Raw genomic sequence first — 17,809 nt, 5'->3', positions numbered from 1 at the left:
ACCGGATTTTTCTTGCTCTTGTAACGGGGATAACTGTTCTGTTTCTTGAAGAAGCGGTCGTAACTGTCCGATAGATTCCGCAAGGAAGATTGGAGGGCGGTACTGTCGACCTCTTTCAGCCAGAGCGTCTCCTCTTCCTTTTTCAGCAACGTCAACTCGGCGGAGCAAGCGTTGTAATTCAGTCCTTTTCCTGTTTCCTTATAGTTTTTGTTCCATTCGGACAGGAAATGGTTGAACACGAACCGGGAACAGCCGATGGTCTTGGCAATCAGGATTTGTTGTTCCTGATTGGGGTAGATCCGAAACTTGTAGGCTTTGTGGATCATCATTGTTGTTCACCTCCTTCTGCCACCTATTATACACGAACGTTTGTTCTTGGTCGAACGAGAGGGTCTTCTTTAACAACAAGATTTTTCGAATTTTTCGAAAAGAATAGGCTGACGCCTACCGCCATTCATCTCCCACCTACTCATTGGCTGTGCCCTTTTCATTCCTAGAGGTGGGAGTCTTCTGGCGGAAAATGATAAAAGACGCAAGGCCAAGTGAATGAGCGGGGCTTGTCGCGTAATAATACTGGATTGGGGTTTTGGATATGAAATGTTATGTTGTGGATGCTTTTACGGATACGGTTTTCAAGGGGAATCCAGCCGCCGTATGCGTGTTGGACGAATGGCTGCCCGCTGATTTGATGCAGGAAATCGCAAAGGAAAACAATCTTTCCGAGACGGCCTTCACGGTGCGCAACGGGGAGGACTACGATCTGCGCTGGTTCACGCCGGGCGGGGAAATCGACTTGTGCGGCCACGCGACGCTTGCCACCGCGTACGTCCTGCTGCGGTTCTTCGAGCCGAACCGGGATGTGGTATCTTTTTACACTTTGAGCGGGGTGCTGACGGTGGAGCGGAAAGGAGATCTGTATGAAATGGATATGCCGGCCTACAAGTTGAAGCGGGTGCCGGTCACGGCCGAAATGGAGGAAGCAATCGGCTTTCGCCCGTTGGAGGCCTGGATGGGCCGCGACTTGGTGTGTGTGCTGGAGAACGAGGATCAGGTCATCCAAGCCGCGCCTGACAAGGAAAAAGTGGGGAATCTGGACGGCGTGCTGCTGCAGCTTACTGCAAAAGGCAAGGACTACGACTGTGTGACGCGCAGCTTCGCGCCGAAACTGGGCGTGTGGGAAGACCCCGTCTGCGGATCCGGCCACTGCCATGTGATCCCGTTGTGGGCCGAAAAAATGCACAAAACGGATTTCCATGCTTTCCAGGCCTCGCAACGCACAGGGGAGTTGTATTGCCGTATGGAAAAGGACCGCGTGCTGATCGCCGGGAAAGCCGCGCTGTATTCGGTGGCGGAAATTTTCTTGCCTGAAAAATTATAGCGCCAACGAAGTGGATTGGACCGCGATTTCTATGTGGAGTGATATAATGAAGCTACAGAGAACCGGGTGCGTTTAACCGGAAATGCCTATTGGTTTGCAGCGGAGGGAAAGCCCATGAAACGTTTATGGATGAGTCTGATGCTATGGATGCTCCTGTTGGTGGCTGGGTGCAGTTCATGGGAAAAGGCATATGAAGAAGCGGGGTCAGCCAGTCTTACGGTTATGGCACTTAAAGGTCCAGGGGCTCTTGGGTTGGTCAAGGCAATGGAACCAGGCCTCGATCCGCCGGTGAGATTGGGGGACACCGTGTACTACTCTTTCGAGGAGGATGAGGCAACGCTTTATGCGAAACTGTCGGAAGGGAAAGCGGACATAGCAGTTGTACCCACAGAAATTGCCGCGAAGCTCTATCATGAGGGCGCCGGATACCAATTGGCAGCAGTCAATACGGGCGGGTATCTGTATATGTTGTCAACGGATAACGCAATCAAAGAGGTTGCTGATCTGAGAGGCAAAGTCATCACGATAGCAGGGGAGAAATCGAGGGCGGAAGTTGTGATCAGGCGACTGCTGGAACGGAGCGGCCTCAATACGGATGCTGATGTGACGCTGACCTATGCTTCAAGTTCGGAAACCGCAGTCGAAAACGCCGCAAACAGCGAGCTGATATTGTTAGCGGAGCCTTGGGTGACCGATTTATTGGGTGAAAATGATGACTTCGCCATTGCTTTGGATATCCAGGATGAATGGATGCAAGTTAATGGGAATGGAATGTCCTTGCCTTTGACCTGCTTGATCGTGAAGAAGGAAATCCCTATTGATAGAGCAGAGGAATGGGGCTTGTTTGTCGCGGATTATAAGGATTCCATCGATTGGATCAACAGTAATCCGGCTGAAACGACGGAATTGGTGGATAAACATGAAATGGGAATTACGAAAGAGCAAGCAGAGGGAGTGATTTCCCGAAGCAATTTGATTTATTTGGATGCTGCAAGTTCGAAATCAGCAGTGGAAGAGTACCTGAATCTATTTCTTGAGGCAAATCCTGATGCGATAAACGGCAGTTTACCTGATGATGCATTTTACCTTGAACAAGAATAGGAGGAAAAGATCATGAAAATGCAGTTTTGGTCCAAGACAAAAGCCGGGCAATGGGCAGCGGGACTGACTTTGGCATTCATCGTACTGATGGCCATCAAAATGACGGCTTTGGGAGCAACAATCAGATTGCCGTTGCCGACACCGGCCCTTGCGGTGCTGGGCGTGATCGGTTTCATCATGGGCTTGATAGCAGTCATCAAACACAAGGACAGAGCCTTGCTGACGCTGCTGTCCATTCCGGTCGGGCTTGTGATCATACTATGGACACTGGCGGAAATCGCCTTCCCGCACTGATGCATCCTTATCCGAAAAGCCTATTGAAACAAAAAAGACGCCCCGGGGCGTCTTTTTTGTTTCAATAATGAATGACATTTTCTGCCTTTTTGATGCGCTCAATCACCGGTTTTGCCTCTTCGCTCATGAAGAAATCGTAGGTAGTCTGTGGGACGAGATTTTTGAATTTTGCGAAATCACCGTCTTGGATGGCTTTGCGCACGGTCGAAGCGCTGATGGCGCGGCCGCCGGATTCTTTGCGCGGAACAACCGTGCAGGCGATGCCGGATTTCGGCAATTCCTTCTGCATGATTTCATTGTAGAGGTTCGTGACCTGGCTGGTGGGTTCCTCGCCCACGTAGCGGTGGTTGATCCCCAGCTTCGCGGCGATCTTTTCGAAGATGGCCAAGTCGATCATCGCCTGGCCTTTGATGACGGACACATCGTCCTTCAGGAAGTAGCTCGGGAAGGTGGCGCTGCTGATGATGTACGGTCCGCTGTCGTGATAGCGGACGTTTTGGAGGTGGGCAGTCCCGGCCATGACCAACTTTTTGCGGACATCGAAAGGCACGAGGCTGGCATCCTCGCTGACGATAAAAATGTGCAGGGCATCGTTCTCCGCTGCGGCTTTTTCGATCAGATACTGATGCCCCAAAGTGAACGGATTCGCGTTGACGACGATAGCGGCGGTTTTCGGTGCGTCGATCTTATCTGCGGCCAGATTGTCCAGGTAATCAGCAAAACCGGTCCTGCGGTTCTCCATGAAGACGACCTGATCCTCGACGCGGGCGATTTCGTAGAAGCCCAAATCGCCGAAAAATTTGGCGGTGTCGGTCTTCGTGTACACAAACAAATGGATGTTGCCGCGCTCGAACTGCACGTTGATGAGATGGGTGATGATTTCGTTCAGCAGGCCTTCACCTTGATGGTCCTTGCTGACGGCCAGGCAGCGCAGCGTGTTGCCGAAGCAGCTGCCGGTGGCGATGATGTTCATCTTCTCATCATACATGCCGCAGGTATAATCGAGATTTTTGTCGCGGGCGATGCCTTCCGATTCCAAAAGCAGATCGACTTTTTTGTTGCCGGCTGAATCTTTCGGGAAAATGCGGGAAATGCTGTAATCTGACATGTTGTTCTCTCCTTGCTTAGTTTTTTCTGATCAGATCCACGAACGCCTTGACCTGCGGCAGCTTCAGGGCTTGTTCGGTATAGAGGATATAGGTGGAGCGCACAAACGGCTCTCCGTTGGCGAAGGAAAGCGGTTCGACGTGTCCGTCGAAGTCCTTCAGGCAGATTTCCGGAACAATCGCCCAGCCCAGTCCGCGTTTGACCATCTCTACGCAGGTGGAAAGGTTATCGACGTGGATGCTGTAGTTTTTCGGATGCAGTCCGTTCTCGTGCATCCATTGGCCCATTTCCCGTTCCGACTCGGCATCGGAATTCCGTCCGATGTAGGGCAGTTCCTGAAGCCTGCGGTCCTTGTCCGGCACCAAACGGATGACGCACATGTTCTCGCGCGACAGCAGCAATTTATTGCTTTTCCATTCGTATTCCCCGCGCAGGATGGCGACGTCGATCGTGCCGTTCAGCATCTGGACATACAGTTTGCGGCTCTGGTCTGTCGTGACGTGCGTATTCACACGCGGGTAACGCTGGCAATAGTCGGCCAGGACATCGGGCAGCGCGTAAAGGGCATAATTGATCGATACGCCTGCCCGGAGCGTACCGCAGACGTAATCCTTCTGTGCATCGAGAGTGGCGCGCATCCTTTTCAGCTGATCGGCGGCCTCTATGCTGCGGCGGAGGACTTCCTCCCCTTCAGGCGTGAAATGGATGCCTTGTCTGGAACGGAGCATCAGGCAGATGCCGAGTTCCTCCTCGATGGCGCGGATGCGCTTCGAGAGGGAGGATTGGGAAATGAACAGTTTATCGGCTGCATGCGTGATGTTTTTGGTCTCGTTCAAGGTGATCAGCAGTTCAAAATCTCTTTCATCCATGGGTGCACCTTCCTTTCGGATAATTGTTGCATGATTCCATAAAGGAATGGAAAAATAAATATTTTAATACTACTAACGAATTACTGGAGTAGTGTATAGTCTCCATTTGTAACCGTTCTTTCGCTAATCATTATAGCTCATTCCGCACAAAAAAGGATAGTTGAAATCATTCCATATCGGAATGGTTATGCATGAAAATCGAGACTTTTACATCCGGCTGAAAAAGTTGTGTAATAGGGGCAGGAAGTAGAGTGATTGTTGGGACAAGCAAAAGGAAAAGGAGCAAAGCAATGGAAATCAAAAAAGCAGGATTAGCCGGGACACTGGAGTCCAGCGATGCCCAAGTCAGCATCGAGCCTTCAAAAGCGGGCATCCGACTGACCGTTCAGAGCAGCGTCATGAACCAGTACGGCAAACAGATCAAATCAACCGTTCTTCAGACATTGGAAAACCTCGGGGTGGAAAATGCGAAAGTCACCGTGGTCGACAAAGGTGCTCTGGATTGCACCATCAAGGCCCGGGTGGAATGCGCCGTGTTCCGCAGCGGCGAAGCATCTGAGAAAAATATTCCTTGGGGAGGGGCCGTAAAATGATCAAACGTCCAGCACCGCAAAAAGTGCGCCTGCGCCGCACTATGATGTTCATGAATGCGCAAAAACCAGGGCTGATCAAGGACGCCTACATTTACGGAAGCGACAGCATCATCCTGGATCTTGAGGATGCCGTTGCGGAAAACCAGAAGGATGCAGCCAGATTCTCGTTGTACAATGCCCTGAAATCGGTCGATTACGGCGACACCGAAGTCATCGTCCGCATCAACGGCCTTGATACGCCGCATTGGCAGGAAGATATCCGCTGCGTCGTCGCGGCTGGCGCGGACGGCATCCGCATCGCGAAATGCGAAAGCGCTCAGGATGTCCTGACCGTCGAAGCGCATGTGCTGGCGGCTGAACGCGAATTCGGGGTCGAAGAAGGCCGGACGCTGCTGATGGCCGCACTTGAAAGTCCGAAAGGCATCCTGAACGCCTACGAAATCGTCAGCGCCTCTGCGCGCATGTTCGGTTGCGCCATCTCCGGCGGTGATTTCCGCAAGAGCATGCACGTCCAGATCCAGGAAGGCGGCATCGAAATGCTGACCGCAAGGGGACAGATGCTGTTGGCGGCGCGTGCGGCTGGCGTGATGTGTTTCGACACCATGTTCCCGAACATCGATGACATGGAAACGTTCAAGCAGGAAGTCATCCAAAACCACAAAATGGGCTTCGACGGCAAATCCATCGTCAGTCCAAAACAGATCCAATTTGTGCATGACACTTTTGCCCCGACGCAAAAAGAGATCGCCTATGCCGAAAAATTGGTGCGCTCCTTCGATGAGCAGGCGGATTCCGGAGTCGGAGTCTATACGGTCGACGGCAAGATGGTCGACATCCCGTTCTTCGAAGATGCGAGGCGGATCATCGCCCTGGCGAAAGCCTGCGGTGTCTACAAAGGCGATTTATAAAAAGACAGGAAAGGAAGTGGATCCATCAATGAAAAATGCAGTAGGAAGAGAAATTCCGGACCAGTTGTTGGGTGAAGGAAAAGAAGTTTATCAAGGCAAGGGCTATATGGACGGCAAGTATTTCCAGAAGGCTACGCCGCGGACACGACGCTACGAAACGCCGCAGGAGAGCAAAATCGTCCAAAGCATCCGCGAGGCTTGCGAAAAGTGCGGAGCGCACGACGGCATGACCTTCTCGTTCCATACGGAATTCCGCGAAGGGGATTATGTCGCGAGCATGGTCGCGAAAGTACTGATCGAAGATATGGGCTTGAAGGACATCACAGTGGCGGCCACTTCATTGGGCAACGCCCAGGATAACTTCGCCGACTACATCGAACAAGGCAAAATCATCGGTGTGCAGACTTCAGGTGTCCGCGGCCGCATCGGCGAAGTCATCTCGGCAGGAAAACTGAAGACGCCGGCCATCATCCGCAGCCACGGCGGCCGTCCACGCGCCATCGAAACGGGCGATGTGCACATCGACATCGCCTTCCTGGCGGTTGCGTCATCCGATTGCTGCGGCAACTCAAGCGGCATCGGCGGCAGGAATAATTGCGGCTCGCTCGGCTTTGCGATCCACGACACACATTTCGCGGATCATGTAGTCATCGTGACGGATACGATCGTTGAATACCCGAATTTGCCGTCCTCGATTTCATCCATCGACGTCGACTGCGTCTGCGTGGTCGATGAAGTCGGTGATGCAACCAAAATCTCCACCAAAGAAGCGCGCATGACCGACAATCCGCGCGAATTGATGATGGCCGAAAATGTCGCGAATGTCATCGCGGCCAATCCTTACTTCAAGGACGGTTTCTCGTTCCAGACAGGGGTCGGCGGGCCTTCTCTGGCCGTCAACCGCTTCCTGGAAAAGCATATGCTCGAAAAAGGCATCAAGATGAGCTTCGCTTTGGGCGGCACCAGCAAAGCGATCTGCGATCTGATGGATAAAGGTCTGGTCGGCCGCATCCTGGATACGCAGGACTTCGATCAGGGCGCCATCGATCACATCTTCAAGAATCCGAACCACGTCGAAATCGACCTGAGCGAATACGCGAACCCGGCCAACAAAGGCGCTTACGTCAACAAGCTGGATTTCGTTGTCCTTTCCGCATTAGAAATCGACACGAACTTCAACGTCAATGTCATCACCGGTTCCGACGGCGTGCTGCGCGGCGCTCCGGGCGGGCACCCGGATACGGCTGCCGGAAGCAAGTGCTGCATCATCGTGACGCCATTGACGCGCGGCCGCATGGCGACCGTCTGCAAAGATGTCGTTACGGTAACGACGCCGGGCGACTGCGTGGACGTGCTGGTCACGGACTACGGCATCGCCGTCAATCCGCTACGCCAAGACATCATTGGCTACTTGGACGAGGCCGGCATCAAGCATGTCACCATCGAATCTTTGCAGGAAAAAGCCTACAGCATGATCGGCACGCCGGACGACCTGGAATGGGAAGATGATGTCGTTGCCATCGTGGAAGCCCGCGACGGCACGATCCTCGATGTCGTGCGCAAGATCAAACCGATGGAATTGGACTAGAACAGGATTTGGAACGCGGGATGGGCAGGCTGCCTGTTCCGCGTTATTTGCAGTTGAACGATCCGATCGCTTGCGCGGTTCGGCAGCTCCGGCGAAGGCCGTGTTCGCCGGAGGACGTCGAGAAATCGGACTCCAACTCCGGGGAAGCCACGTTCGCCGGAGGACAGCGCCGAAAAATACGCCCAACTCCGGGGAAGCACTGTTCACCGGAGGACAGACCGAATGCAGATCCTGAACTTCGGCGAGGCCGGTTTCACCGGAGCACAGTCTTTCCCCGAGGGTTTTCCGCCATGCGCAGCATGCACATTTCCCGGATATTTACCTAAAACATATAAAAACGCTTCCCTTGGAGCGCGCTCCAAGGTGTATACTTCTTCCTGTAACGCGAAGGGCGCTTTTGATTTTGCATTAGGGCGCAATGATCAAAACAAACAGCTTCGGAAAGGAAGGAAACAATATGACAACATGGTTGATTACAGGCTGCTCAAGCGGCATCGGCAGAGGGATTGCAAAGGCAGTTTTAAAGCATGGGGAGAATGCGGTCGTGACTGCACGGGATATTTCTACAGTGGCGGATATCATCGCAGATTACCCTGATGCGGCCATTTCAATAGCTTTGGATATCACAGACAAAGCGAGCATCGCGAAGGCTGTGAAAGCGGCAGAGGACAAGTTCGGCGGAGTGGATATCCTTGTGAACAACGCCGGCTACGGCTATCGTTCGTCCGTTGAAGAAGGCGAAGAAGAAAGCGTGAATCTGCTGTTTGACACGAATTTCTTCGGCCCGATTGCATTGATCAAGCAAGTACTGCCTTACATGCGGGCTCAGAAAAACGGCGCCATCATCAATGTTTCCTCGATTGCCGCAGCCCGTTCCGGTGTCGGTTCCGGCTATTACGCCGCATCCAAAGCCGCGTTGGAACTGATGACGGACGGCCTGATGAAGGAAGTCGCGCCATTGGGGATCAAAGTCATGACCGTTGAACCCGGCGCCTTCCGCACCAAATTCTACGACACTTCCCTGAAAGGGACGCAGCAGCAGATCGAGGATTACGCCGAAACAGCCTGGAAAACGAGAAAAGAGAACATCGTCGACAATCAGGATCAGCCTGGCGATCCGGACAAAGCTGGGGAAGTCATTTACGAAACCATCCAGAAAGAAACCCTTCCGAAACGCTTGTTGCTCGGATCGGATGCCGTCAAAATCGTGTCTGCTGAGATGAAGGAGCGGCTGCAGGAGATCGAGGACTGGAGCGCCGTCAGCACACAGACGGACTACTGATCGGAATTCCGGAACAGGCAATGATGGATACAGACTGCGGAGGCGGGCGTGTTGCCTTCTTCGCAGTTTTTTTGCATGACTGGCAGTCCTTTTTCCGAAGACTTACTTTCAAAAACGCGGTTCTTGCAAAAAATAACTACTTGTTATAAGATATATGCATGCGCATGCAATTTTAGGAGCAGAACATTCTGTTAGGCTTTTTCCGGCAGGCTCGGTAGAATGAAATAAAGCGATCCAAGGGGAGAGAAAAATATGTCAACAATGAACAGCAAACTGACTTTCAAACGCGGCCTTGAGCTGAAGAACCGCATCATGATGGCGCCGATGACAACAAAGATGAGTTTCTATGACGGTGTCGTGACATCCGACGAAATCAATTACTACGCACTCCGTTCCGGCGAAATCGGCGCGGTCATCACAGGTGCGGCGAATGTGCAGAACGACGGCAAGGGCTGGGAAGGCGAATTGAGCGTAGCATCCGATGTGTTCATCCCGGGCCTAAGCAAACTGGCGGCGGCCATCAAGAAGAACGGCACGAAAGCCATCCTGCAGATTTTCCACGGCGGACGCATGACGGATTCCAGCGTCTTGCGCGGTGTTCAACCGGTGGCGCCGAGTGCGATCGCTGCCGAAAGACCGAACGCGGAAACGCCGAGAGCATTGGCCGATGACGAAATATTGGATTTGATCGAAAACTTCAAAGCCGCTACCCGTCGCGCGATCGAAGCCGGATTTGACGGTGTGGAACTGCACGGCGCCAATACTTATTTGTTGCAACAATTCTTCTCGCCGCACTCCAACCGCCGGGACGATGAATGGGGCGGCAGCCTGGAAAAGAGATTCCGTTTCATCGACAAATTGGTTGATGAAGTGACGGCGGTCGTGGATGAGTCAGGCGCCGAGAATTTTATCGTCGGTTACCGCTTTTCACCCGAGGAATATGAAAATCCTGGCATCCGTTTTGCCGATACGCTGTTCCTGGTGGACCAATTGGCCGACAAAGGCTTGGACTATCTGCATATTTCCTTGCGTGACAGCCAACTCGTTTCCGTTTCGGAGGACCATAAAGAGAAAAGTATGATGGCGTACATCCATGAACTGATCAACGGACGCGTGCCGTTGGTCGGTGTCGGTGACGTCCGCACGAGCGTGGACGCGGAGCAAGTACTGGAAAATTCGGAGCTTGTTGCCGTCGGACGGGCTTTGCTGATCGATCCGCATTGGGGCGCGAAAGCCCTCGACAAAAAGGACGAGCTGATCCGCCAAGCAATATCCCACTACGACCGCGAAGAACTGTTCCTTGCGAACGGCGTCTGGGGCTTCATGGAATTCATGATGCCGGACCGTTTGGGTAAATAAACAATCAGAAAGGCCATACAGACTTTTTCCTGAAGTCTGTATGGTCTTTTTGAATTGCAAATATTAAAAGCTGAAATGCAATAAAAACGTACATTTTAAATAGAGCCGCCGTATTGTGGGCCTAAAATAAGGGAGTGATTAGAGACCAATTAATTACTTGTTTCGTTTGTCATTTCCGTTCGTATATTATAGAATGTATACGAACGGAAATGACATGGAGAGCGGTGAAAATCCGATGAATCAAAGGGATTTAGTCTTAAAAGTGTTGAAAGAAAATAATGGTTTGATAACTGCCGGCCAAGTCAAAGAGAAAGGTGTAGCATACAAAACTTTACAACGGATGAGCCAATCGGGAGAGATTGAAAAAATTGAGCGAGGGCTGTATATGGATCCAAATTTTATTGAGGATGAATTTTTTTTGACCCAATACAGATGCCAAAAAGGAATTTTTTCGCACGAAACGGCTCTTTATTTTCATGACCTTTCCGACCGTACGCCTTATCAGTTGATGCTTACTATTCCTTCGGGATTCAACACCAGACTTTTGAAAGATAAAGAGCATTATCGATTTTTTTATGTAGCAGAAGCGCTTCATTCCATGGGTGTCATTGAAATGGTAACCCCTTATGGCAACAAGGTAAAGGTGTATGATAGAGAGAGAACAATCTGCGACTGCCTTAGAAAGAGAAATATTTTGGATAGTGATTTGGTGCTTGAGGCAGTCAAAAAATATCTGAAGGGACCAGAGGCAGACTATGCCAAGTTGCTCAAATATGCGGAAATTTTTAATGTCAGAGATGCTGTCCAGAAATATATGGAGGTATTAATGTGAAAGTTAGCAGCCCTAAGCAACTCAAGGACTGGATAAATAACATGGTTCAAACCAAATAAACATTTCCGATTCAAAAATGTTTATTTGGTTTTTCTTGCGCTTCTTTGGGTGCGGTTGCAGGCGATTCTCGGGTTGGAAAAGTGTTATAATGAGGTCGAATGATAGCGGTTGCGAAGTTTCCGTTTCAGTCACTCCTCTTCCTTTTTCCACAAGTCGCATCAGTTCAGGGAGGAATTTCTGATGACCAGAATCAACAAACACCAAACCAAATTTTTCTTCATCATGATGTCGCTGTTGTTGTTTATCTTTTCGGGCTGCGGTTCTCCCAGCAAAGAATCCGACTCAGCATTGGATTCCGAAGCGATCAGGGAGAGCCGGATCAGTGAACTGGAAAACAGCGACCTGGTCGGGAATGTGGATGCTTATGCCGCCATCGAAGGTATGCTTGCGGAAGGGCCTGCTCCAACGCCGGCGAAAGTTTTCATCATCGAAAACGATGAATCTGTGGAAGGAGACGCCGGAGAAAAGTACGTCTATTCGCGGCATTATCTTGATTTGCCGGAGGAACTGCAGGCCAAGTCGGATGCGGAGATGAATGTCTTGGTTAAATTGCGCCAATATTACATGGAGACCGGAACCTATTCGAATGAAGGCATTGCCTACACGCGCTATGTCCAGATAACCATCCTGGACAGGGCTGCCGGAACCATAATCCATCAGGAAACGATGATCGGGTCGGCGCCGTTCAGCATCAGTGAAGGTGAGTCTGCCGGCTATGGGTACGTTCCGGAATACCAAGTTCTGGAAAAAATCCTGGAATTTTTTGGATATGCGGAAGAATAGAGGAGGCAAGTAGAAATGTCGAGTCCGATGGATTACAAAAAGGTAGAAAAAAACCTTTACCAGCCGAAGACAGTACCTATGATAGTCGATGTGCCGAAAATGACCTTCATCATGGTTGACGGCAAGGGGAACCCCAATGAGGAAGCGGGGGAATACGCGAAAGCGATCGAAATGCTTTATGGATTGGCCTACACGATCAGAATGAGCAACAAAAGCGGGAATGCCCCCGCTGATTTTTTTGAATACGTCGTGCCGCCATTGGAGGGCCTCTGGTGGACGGAAATTGATCGTCCTTTTGACACGAGCCAGAAGGACCAACTGATTTGGACGGCGATGATCCGGCAGCCGGAATTTGTCACCGAGGGAGTATTCCGCTGGGCTGTCGATGAATTGAAGAAAAAGAAGCCGGAGCTTGAACTTTCCAAAGCAAGGTTGCAGGAGTTCACGGAAGGGCTTTGCGTGCAGATGCTGCATATGGGTCCATATGACACCGAAGCTGTAACGGTTAAGGCCATCGATGACTTTGCTGCAGCCAATGGATACGTCAATGGCATTTCGGATGTGCTGCCGGACGGCATTATCCGCAGGCACCATGAGATCTACCTGAATGATCCGCGCAAAGTTGCCCCGGAAAAGATGAAGACGGTCGTCCGCCATCCAATCAGGAAATAAAGGAGGCTCGTGGCATGAGATTCCATGAATTTGGAAATCGAGGCAGAAAATCGGTTATGCTCATCCATGGACTTGGAACGACATGGGAGAAAAGTTTCGGTAAATTGATTCCTTTGCTTGCAGCTGATTTTCATGTCGTTGCTGCCGGACTTGATGGGCATGACCCGGAAGAGGAAACCGATTATACAAATGGAGAACAGGAAGCGGAACAGGTTGAGGCATATATTCAACATAACCTTGGTGGGAAGCTTGACGTGATCTGCGGCTCATCGCTAGGCTGCATTACGGCATTATTGACGGCATACCGCAGAAACGTAATAGTAGGAAATATCGTCCTGGATGGGACTGCGGACATGTCGCTTGGTATATTCAATAAACCAGCATCTAAATTTGCCGGATGGTTTGGCGAACAAGTGCTGAAAGGGAAGATGAATTGGTTTCTGAAACTTGGAGGAATTACGCCTAAAATGCTGGATGAACTTTTATATGCCGACATTTCAAGAAAAACACTCGAGAATGCTTTCTATGATGCGGCATCACTGTTCTCGCATATAGATAAAATGGAACCTTATGCCGGCGTTAGGCTGGCTTGTTGGTATGGAACCAATGAAAAGCTGGCTGCGAAAGGCGCCAAAAAAATAAGAAAAGTTTTCCCAAATGGGAAGGACACCCTATTTGCGGGGTTTGGCCATGGTGAAATACTGCTTCATCCGGAACAATACTGCAAAGCGCTTCAAATTTTTTTGGAGGAAGCCTAAACGTCATCATTCACGAAGGCATCGGCAGGCACGCCCTTGTGTACGGCATCATCTGCGCCGTTGCTTTGGTGCTGTTTATTATGTCCACCGAGAGCGGATCATATGGACAGGGAACAGCGATATGGTGTTCACATTTTGTCCGCAATACTGTTGGATTATCGACAAAATGTAGGCGCTTAAAAGTGCTATAATGAACCGAAAGTACATTTCTGGGAGGTCTGTTTTGATGAAAGATGAAAATTGCGCTTATTGCATGGAAGGCGAGTTGGTGGCGGCTTTCGGTTACCCATGCTGCGAATTGCCATACAGCAAAGTCTATGTTTTTAAAGAACAAAGCCATAAAGGCCGTGTGATTGTTGCCTACAAAGACCACGTGAGCGAATTGGTGAACATTATGGATGAGGAACGCAACGGCTACTTCGCCGACATCGCCAAAGTGGCGAACGCTTTGCACAAAGCTTTCAGCCCTGAAAAAGTGAACTACGGCGCTTACGGTGATACCGGCAAGCACTTGCATTTCCACTTGGTGCCGAAATACAAAGAGGACGCTTTCGAATGGGGCTCGACTTTCGACATGAACCCAGGCCGCGTGACTTTGACGGACGATGCTTATGAAGCATTGGCAGAAGAAATCCGCGCAAACATGTAATAAGAGCGAGATGAATCCCGGGTAGAAATCGAGCACTAAGAGGCTATTACGAGAACGACCGTATTTTGGTCGTGACGTAATAGCAACTTAGGCACAGATTTCTGGGATTCAGAACGCGTTTAATAGAGCGAGATGAATCCCGGGTAGAAATCGAGCACTAAGAGTGTCATAGTTCCAAAAAATAAAGGTCGACTCCAAAAAAACGGGGTCGGCTTTTTTGTGCGGACTTATAAGATGAACGGTGCAGAAAAATAGGCGGGGTGGCTGCGATGTTCTATAATAAACATGACCACAAACGCAAAGGAATACGGGGGAGTTGAACGGATGATAATGGAAGAAAGAATCAAACAACTGAACGAAAAGAACGCGATATTGGAGCGACCGTATGTGGTCTACTGGATGCAGAGTTCGCAGCGGGCGGAGTACAATCATGCTTTGGAATATGCAATCCGCCAGGCTAATCGCCTCGGGAAACCACTAATTGTCTTTTTCGGGATCACGGACGGATTTCCGGAAGCCAATGAGCGCCACTACGCCTTCATGCTGGAAGGGCTGAAGGAAACGAAGGCGGCCTTGGAGCAGCGCGGCATCCAGCTGCTGATCCGGAAAATATCACCGGAACAAGGAGCATTGGAGCTTTCCGGATTGGCGGCCTTGTTGGTTGTTGACCGCGGTTACCTCAGGATCGAACGTCAATGGCGGGCTGCTGTGGCTGAAGGAGCGAAATGTGCCGTCGTCCAAGTCGAAAGCAACGTCGTCGTCCCGGTCGAGTTGGCTTCTCCGAAAGAGGAGTATTCCGCCGCGACCTTGCGTTCGAAAGTGAAGAAAGTCCTGCCCCTATGCCTGGCGCCGCTGGAAGAGTCCACCTGCAAGCATCCGTCTATCGCATTGGAGCTACCGTTCGAGGCATATGATGTTTCGGACACCGGAGCGGCTTTGACCGGATTAAACATTGACCGCAGTGTGCCGCGCGTTGCGGATTACGTCGGCGGAACCAGCGAAGCCAAGCGTCGGCTGGAGGATTTCATCGAACATAAATTGGCAGGGTACAGCGAACGCAAGAACCGCCCTGGCGAGTCTTTCACATCCAACCTGAGTCCGTATCTGCATTTCGGCCAGATTTCGCCGCTCTATGTTTACCGCAGGCTGATGGGAATGGACAGCGAAAGCCAACAGTCTTTCCTTGAGGAACTTGTCGTCAGAAGGGAACTGGCCGTCAATTTCGTTTATTATAATGAACAATACGATTCTTTCGCAGCCGTGCCGGATTGGGCCAAAAAGACGCTGGCCAAGCATTTGGTGGATGAACGCGAATATCTGTACACCTTGGAGGAACTGGAAGCGGCCAAGACCCACGACGATTATTGGAATGCAGCCCAACTGGAAATGAACCTGACCGGGAAAATGCACGGCTACATGCGCATGTATTGGGCCAAAAAAATTCTGGAGTGGAGCAGCACGCCGGAGGACGCCTACCGCAAAGCCATTCATTTGAACAACAAGTATCTGCTGGACGGCCGCGATCCGAACGGTTTCGCTGGCGTGAGCTGGTGTTTCGGCAAGCACGACCGGCCGTGGGGGGAACGGGCCATCTTCGGGAATGTCCGTTTCATGAACGATAAAGGCCTGAAGCGAAAGTTCGACATGCCACTGTATCTGGATCAGGTTGCGAAGCGGACCCGGAACTAGCACATAGACAGAAAGGGGGCGGAAAGGATGGACAGCAGTCGCAAAAAGGCGGAACCCTTGCACATAATTCTCCTGGTGCTTTTCATCATCGCCTACATTTTTTCGGCCATCCGTCCATTGGATCGGCTGGCTTGGATGGGCCAGATGACGCCTGCGCTCCTGCTCGTTTTCTTGTTGGTTGTGACTTACCGGAAGTTCCGTTTCAGCACCTTCGTCTATGTGATGGCTTTTCTGCATGCTTTGCTGTTGGTTTACGGCGCTCACTTTACCTATTCCCAGAATCCTTTGTTCAATCAATGGAAGGAACAGTTCGGCTGGGAGCGCAATTACTTCGACCGGGTGGGGCATTTCGCGCAAGGCTTCGTGCCGGCGTTTCTGGCCAAGGAATTCCTGCTGCGGGGCGGCTACGTCAGGAAGGGCAAGATGTTGCTGCTCATCGTCCTCCTCTCTTGCCTCGGCTTCAGTGCAGCCTATGAACTGAGCGAATTTGCGATCGTCAAAATTATGGATGTGCCCGCTGATGCCGTTATGGGGACGCAGGGCGACGCTTTCGACAGCATTTGGGATATGCTATGGGCATTGATCGGCGCGATTCTGGCGGTGTTTGTGTTCGGCCCGTTTCATGACCGTCAGATGGAAAAAATGGAAAATTCCGATGGACCTCTCTGTTAGCGATACCACGATCGATGACCTATAATAAAGGTGAAGCTGATGTTGGAGAAGGACGACAATCGTTTTTGTTGTATTTGCGAGAAGGAGGAAAATGAAATGGAACTGATGCTGGTAATGGCAGCCATTGTATTTTTCAGCATTCTTTTTGTACCTGTGAAAGCAAAAGCACATTGTGACACCATGGATGGACCTACAGCTGTTGACGGAAAGCGAGCGCTGGAGACCTGCAACATAAATTATGCGGCAAAATGGATCCTTCCGGAGCATGAAGAAGAGCTGAAGGAAATCTTTGCCTTGAGCTGCAAGGTCAGGTCACTCGGGCCGGATGCAAAGGAATTGGCTGACAGGTATTTCCTTGAGAATTTGGTCAGAATTCATCGGGCCGGGGAAGGCGCCTTCTATGAAGGATTGAAACCTTCGGGAACCCCCATCGATGAGAAAGTTGCCGCAGCCGACAAATGTATGGATGTGGGGGACTTATCCCCATTGGAGGGGCTGCTCTCACATGAAGAGCTTCATGAACTGGAAGGAAAATTCCAAAAAGCTTTGTCACTGAAAGCATTCGATGTGGATGATGTGGAAGCTGGGAGAGCCTACATAGAGGCTTATGTCGATTTCTTCAAGACGGTGGAAGGTGAACACCATGCACATAAACATGATTATGGCCATGCTGCGCACCCGCACTGATTGGGAACAGGGCGTTCTGTATATTTCACTGATTGTTGCCGCCATTTTGGCCGCTGTATTCGTCCGGAAATATCTGTTTTTCGTGACAGTGGTTCAGTCCGATTCGATGTTTCCCGCCCTGCGGTCAAAGGATTGGGGAGTCACACTGCGCATCCACAACGCAACCGAAATCAAAAGAGGAAACATCCTCGTTTTTTATTCCGAGGAACTTAAGGATACGCTGGTGAAAAGGGTCATCGGATTTCCGCATGACCATATCATCTGCGGCCGTGATGGCGCCGTTTACGTCAACGGCAAAAAATTGCAAGAACCTTATCTCAAGCAAACAGAAGGGGAGAGGTCGGAATTTCGGGTGCCGGCAGGCAAGTATTTTTTGATGGGCGACAACAGAGCGCATTCTTTCGACAGCCGTTCTTTTCTTGAGCCTTTCATCTCAGAACAAGATATCAAGGGAAGAATCATTTTTTCCCTCGTGCCATTCCGAAAAATATGATCGGTACGATTTCATATTCACCTGATAAGGTCTCT

Annotated in this window: 20 protein-coding genes; 17 read left to right on the top strand and 3 right to left on the bottom strand. The window is 50.8% G+C overall.

The features are described from left to right. Window positions 1–329, bottom strand: a 329-nt coding sequence (locus BMX58_RS10315) for a helix-turn-helix domain-containing protein (RefSeq protein ID WP_165605754.1), incomplete at its 3' end; no start/stop codon positions are given. Between the two features lie 263 nt (window positions 330–592). Between BMX58_RS10315 and BMX58_RS10310 the strand changes: the two genes are divergently transcribed. The 3 genes from BMX58_RS10310 (at window position 593) to BMX58_RS10300 (ending at window position 2,773) form a co-directional block, all read left to right on the top strand. Further along, complete coding sequence (locus BMX58_RS10310; protein ID WP_068623331.1) at window positions 593–1,378, top strand: PhzF family phenazine biosynthesis protein; 786 nt, start codon at window positions 593–595, stop codon at window positions 1,376–1,378. Between the two features lie 114 nt (window positions 1,379–1,492). Next, a complete protein-coding gene (locus tag BMX58_RS10305; RefSeq protein WP_084253954.1) occupies window positions 1,493–2,479 on the top strand; it encodes an ABC transporter substrate-binding protein in 987 nt (328 codons plus the stop codon). A gap of 12 nt (window positions 2,480–2,491) precedes the next feature. Continuing rightward, window positions 2,492–2,773 (top strand): hypothetical protein, encoded by a 282-nt coding sequence (locus tag BMX58_RS10300; RefSeq protein ID WP_068623330.1) that lies wholly within the window; start codon window positions 2,492–2,494, stop codon window positions 2,771–2,773. Window positions 2,774–2,834: 61 nt separating this feature from the next. On the opposite strand, the gene citC is transcribed toward BMX58_RS10300, so the two are convergent. Continuing rightward, on the bottom strand, window positions 2,835–3,881 hold the full coding sequence (citC, locus tag BMX58_RS10295; protein ID WP_068623329.1) for a [citrate (pro-3S)-lyase] ligase: 1,047 nt from the start codon (window positions 3,879–3,881) through the stop codon (window positions 2,835–2,837). Window positions 3,882–3,897: 16 nt separating this feature from the next. Further along, complete coding sequence (locus tag BMX58_RS10290; RefSeq protein ID WP_068623328.1) at window positions 3,898–4,749, bottom strand: LysR family transcriptional regulator; 852 nt, start codon at window positions 4,747–4,749, stop codon at window positions 3,898–3,900. 290 nt (window positions 4,750–5,039) lie between these two features. On the opposite strand from BMX58_RS10290, the gene citD reads away from it, so the two are divergent. From citD to lepB, 14 genes are all read left to right on the top strand, one after another. Beyond that, entirely contained in the window at window positions 5,040–5,342 is a 303-nt protein-coding gene (citD, locus tag BMX58_RS10285) for a citrate lyase acyl carrier protein (protein ID WP_068623327.1), read from the top strand. Then, window positions 5,339–6,250: an aldolase/citrate lyase family protein gene (locus BMX58_RS10280; protein ID WP_068623326.1), complete on the top strand. Its 912-nt coding sequence runs from the start codon at window positions 5,339–5,341 to the stop codon at window positions 6,248–6,250. Before citD ends, BMX58_RS10280 begins: the two co-directional genes overlap by 4 nt. 28 nt (window positions 6,251–6,278) lie before the next feature. Continuing rightward, window positions 6,279–7,838, top strand: coding sequence for a citrate lyase subunit alpha (gene citF, locus BMX58_RS10275; protein WP_068623325.1), 1,560 nt, complete (start codon window positions 6,279–6,281; stop codon window positions 7,836–7,838). 457 nt (window positions 7,839–8,295) lie between these two features. After that, window positions 8,296–9,120, top strand: a complete 825-nt coding sequence (locus BMX58_RS10270) for an oxidoreductase (protein ID WP_068623362.1) — start codon at window positions 8,296–8,298, stop codon at window positions 9,118–9,120. Between the two features lie 252 nt (window positions 9,121–9,372). Then, window positions 9,373–10,479: an NADH-dependent flavin oxidoreductase gene (locus BMX58_RS10265; RefSeq protein WP_068623324.1), complete on the top strand. Its 1,107-nt coding sequence runs from the start codon at window positions 9,373–9,375 to the stop codon at window positions 10,477–10,479. Between the two features lie 214 nt (window positions 10,480–10,693). After that, window positions 10,694–11,311 (top strand): type IV toxin-antitoxin system AbiEi family antitoxin domain-containing protein, encoded by a 618-nt coding sequence (locus BMX58_RS10260; RefSeq protein ID WP_162268627.1) that lies wholly within the window; start codon window positions 10,694–10,696, stop codon window positions 11,309–11,311. Window positions 11,312–11,551: 240 nt separating this feature from the next. Further along, entirely contained in the window at window positions 11,552–12,154 is a 603-nt protein-coding gene (locus BMX58_RS10255) for a hypothetical protein (RefSeq protein ID WP_068623322.1), read from the top strand. Between the two features lie 15 nt (window positions 12,155–12,169). Beyond that, window positions 12,170–12,826, top strand: a complete 657-nt coding sequence (locus BMX58_RS10250) for a GyrI-like domain-containing protein (RefSeq protein WP_068623321.1) — start codon at window positions 12,170–12,172, stop codon at window positions 12,824–12,826. Between the two features lie 14 nt (window positions 12,827–12,840). Beyond that, window positions 12,841–13,584 (top strand): alpha/beta fold hydrolase, encoded by a 744-nt coding sequence (locus tag BMX58_RS10245; protein ID WP_068623320.1) that lies wholly within the window; start codon window positions 12,841–12,843, stop codon window positions 13,582–13,584. 226 nt (window positions 13,585–13,810) lie between these two features. Beyond that, the gene (locus BMX58_RS10240; protein WP_068623319.1) at window positions 13,811–14,233 is read left to right on the top strand and encodes an HIT family protein; all 423 of its coding nucleotides are present in this window, start codon (window positions 13,811–13,813) and stop codon (window positions 14,231–14,233) included. Window positions 14,234–14,557: 324 nt separating this feature from the next. Beyond that, window positions 14,558–15,922, top strand: coding sequence for a deoxyribodipyrimidine photo-lyase (locus BMX58_RS10235; RefSeq protein ID WP_068623318.1), 1,365 nt, complete (start codon window positions 14,558–14,560; stop codon window positions 15,920–15,922). A 27-nt stretch (window positions 15,923–15,949) separates the two neighbouring features. Further along, window positions 15,950–16,594 (top strand): DUF2238 domain-containing protein, encoded by a 645-nt coding sequence (locus BMX58_RS10230; protein ID WP_068623317.1) that lies wholly within the window; start codon window positions 15,950–15,952, stop codon window positions 16,592–16,594. 96 nt (window positions 16,595–16,690) lie between these two features. Next, window positions 16,691–17,281, top strand: coding sequence for a DUF6448 family protein (locus BMX58_RS10225; RefSeq protein WP_084253952.1), 591 nt, complete (start codon window positions 16,691–16,693; stop codon window positions 17,279–17,281). Then, the gene (gene lepB, locus BMX58_RS10220; protein ID WP_162268626.1) at window positions 17,238–17,774 is read left to right on the top strand and encodes a signal peptidase I; all 537 of its coding nucleotides are present in this window, start codon (window positions 17,238–17,240) and stop codon (window positions 17,772–17,774) included. Before BMX58_RS10225 ends, lepB begins: the two co-directional genes overlap by 44 nt. Window positions 17,775–17,809: the final 35 nt, after the last annotated feature.

Source organism: Trichococcus ilyis, from assembly GCF_900109135.1.
In the GTDB taxonomy this organism is placed as follows: domain Bacteria; phylum Bacillota; class Bacilli; order Lactobacillales; family Aerococcaceae; genus Trichococcus; species Trichococcus ilyis.
This window is presented reverse-complemented; position numbering and strand designations above follow the sequence as displayed.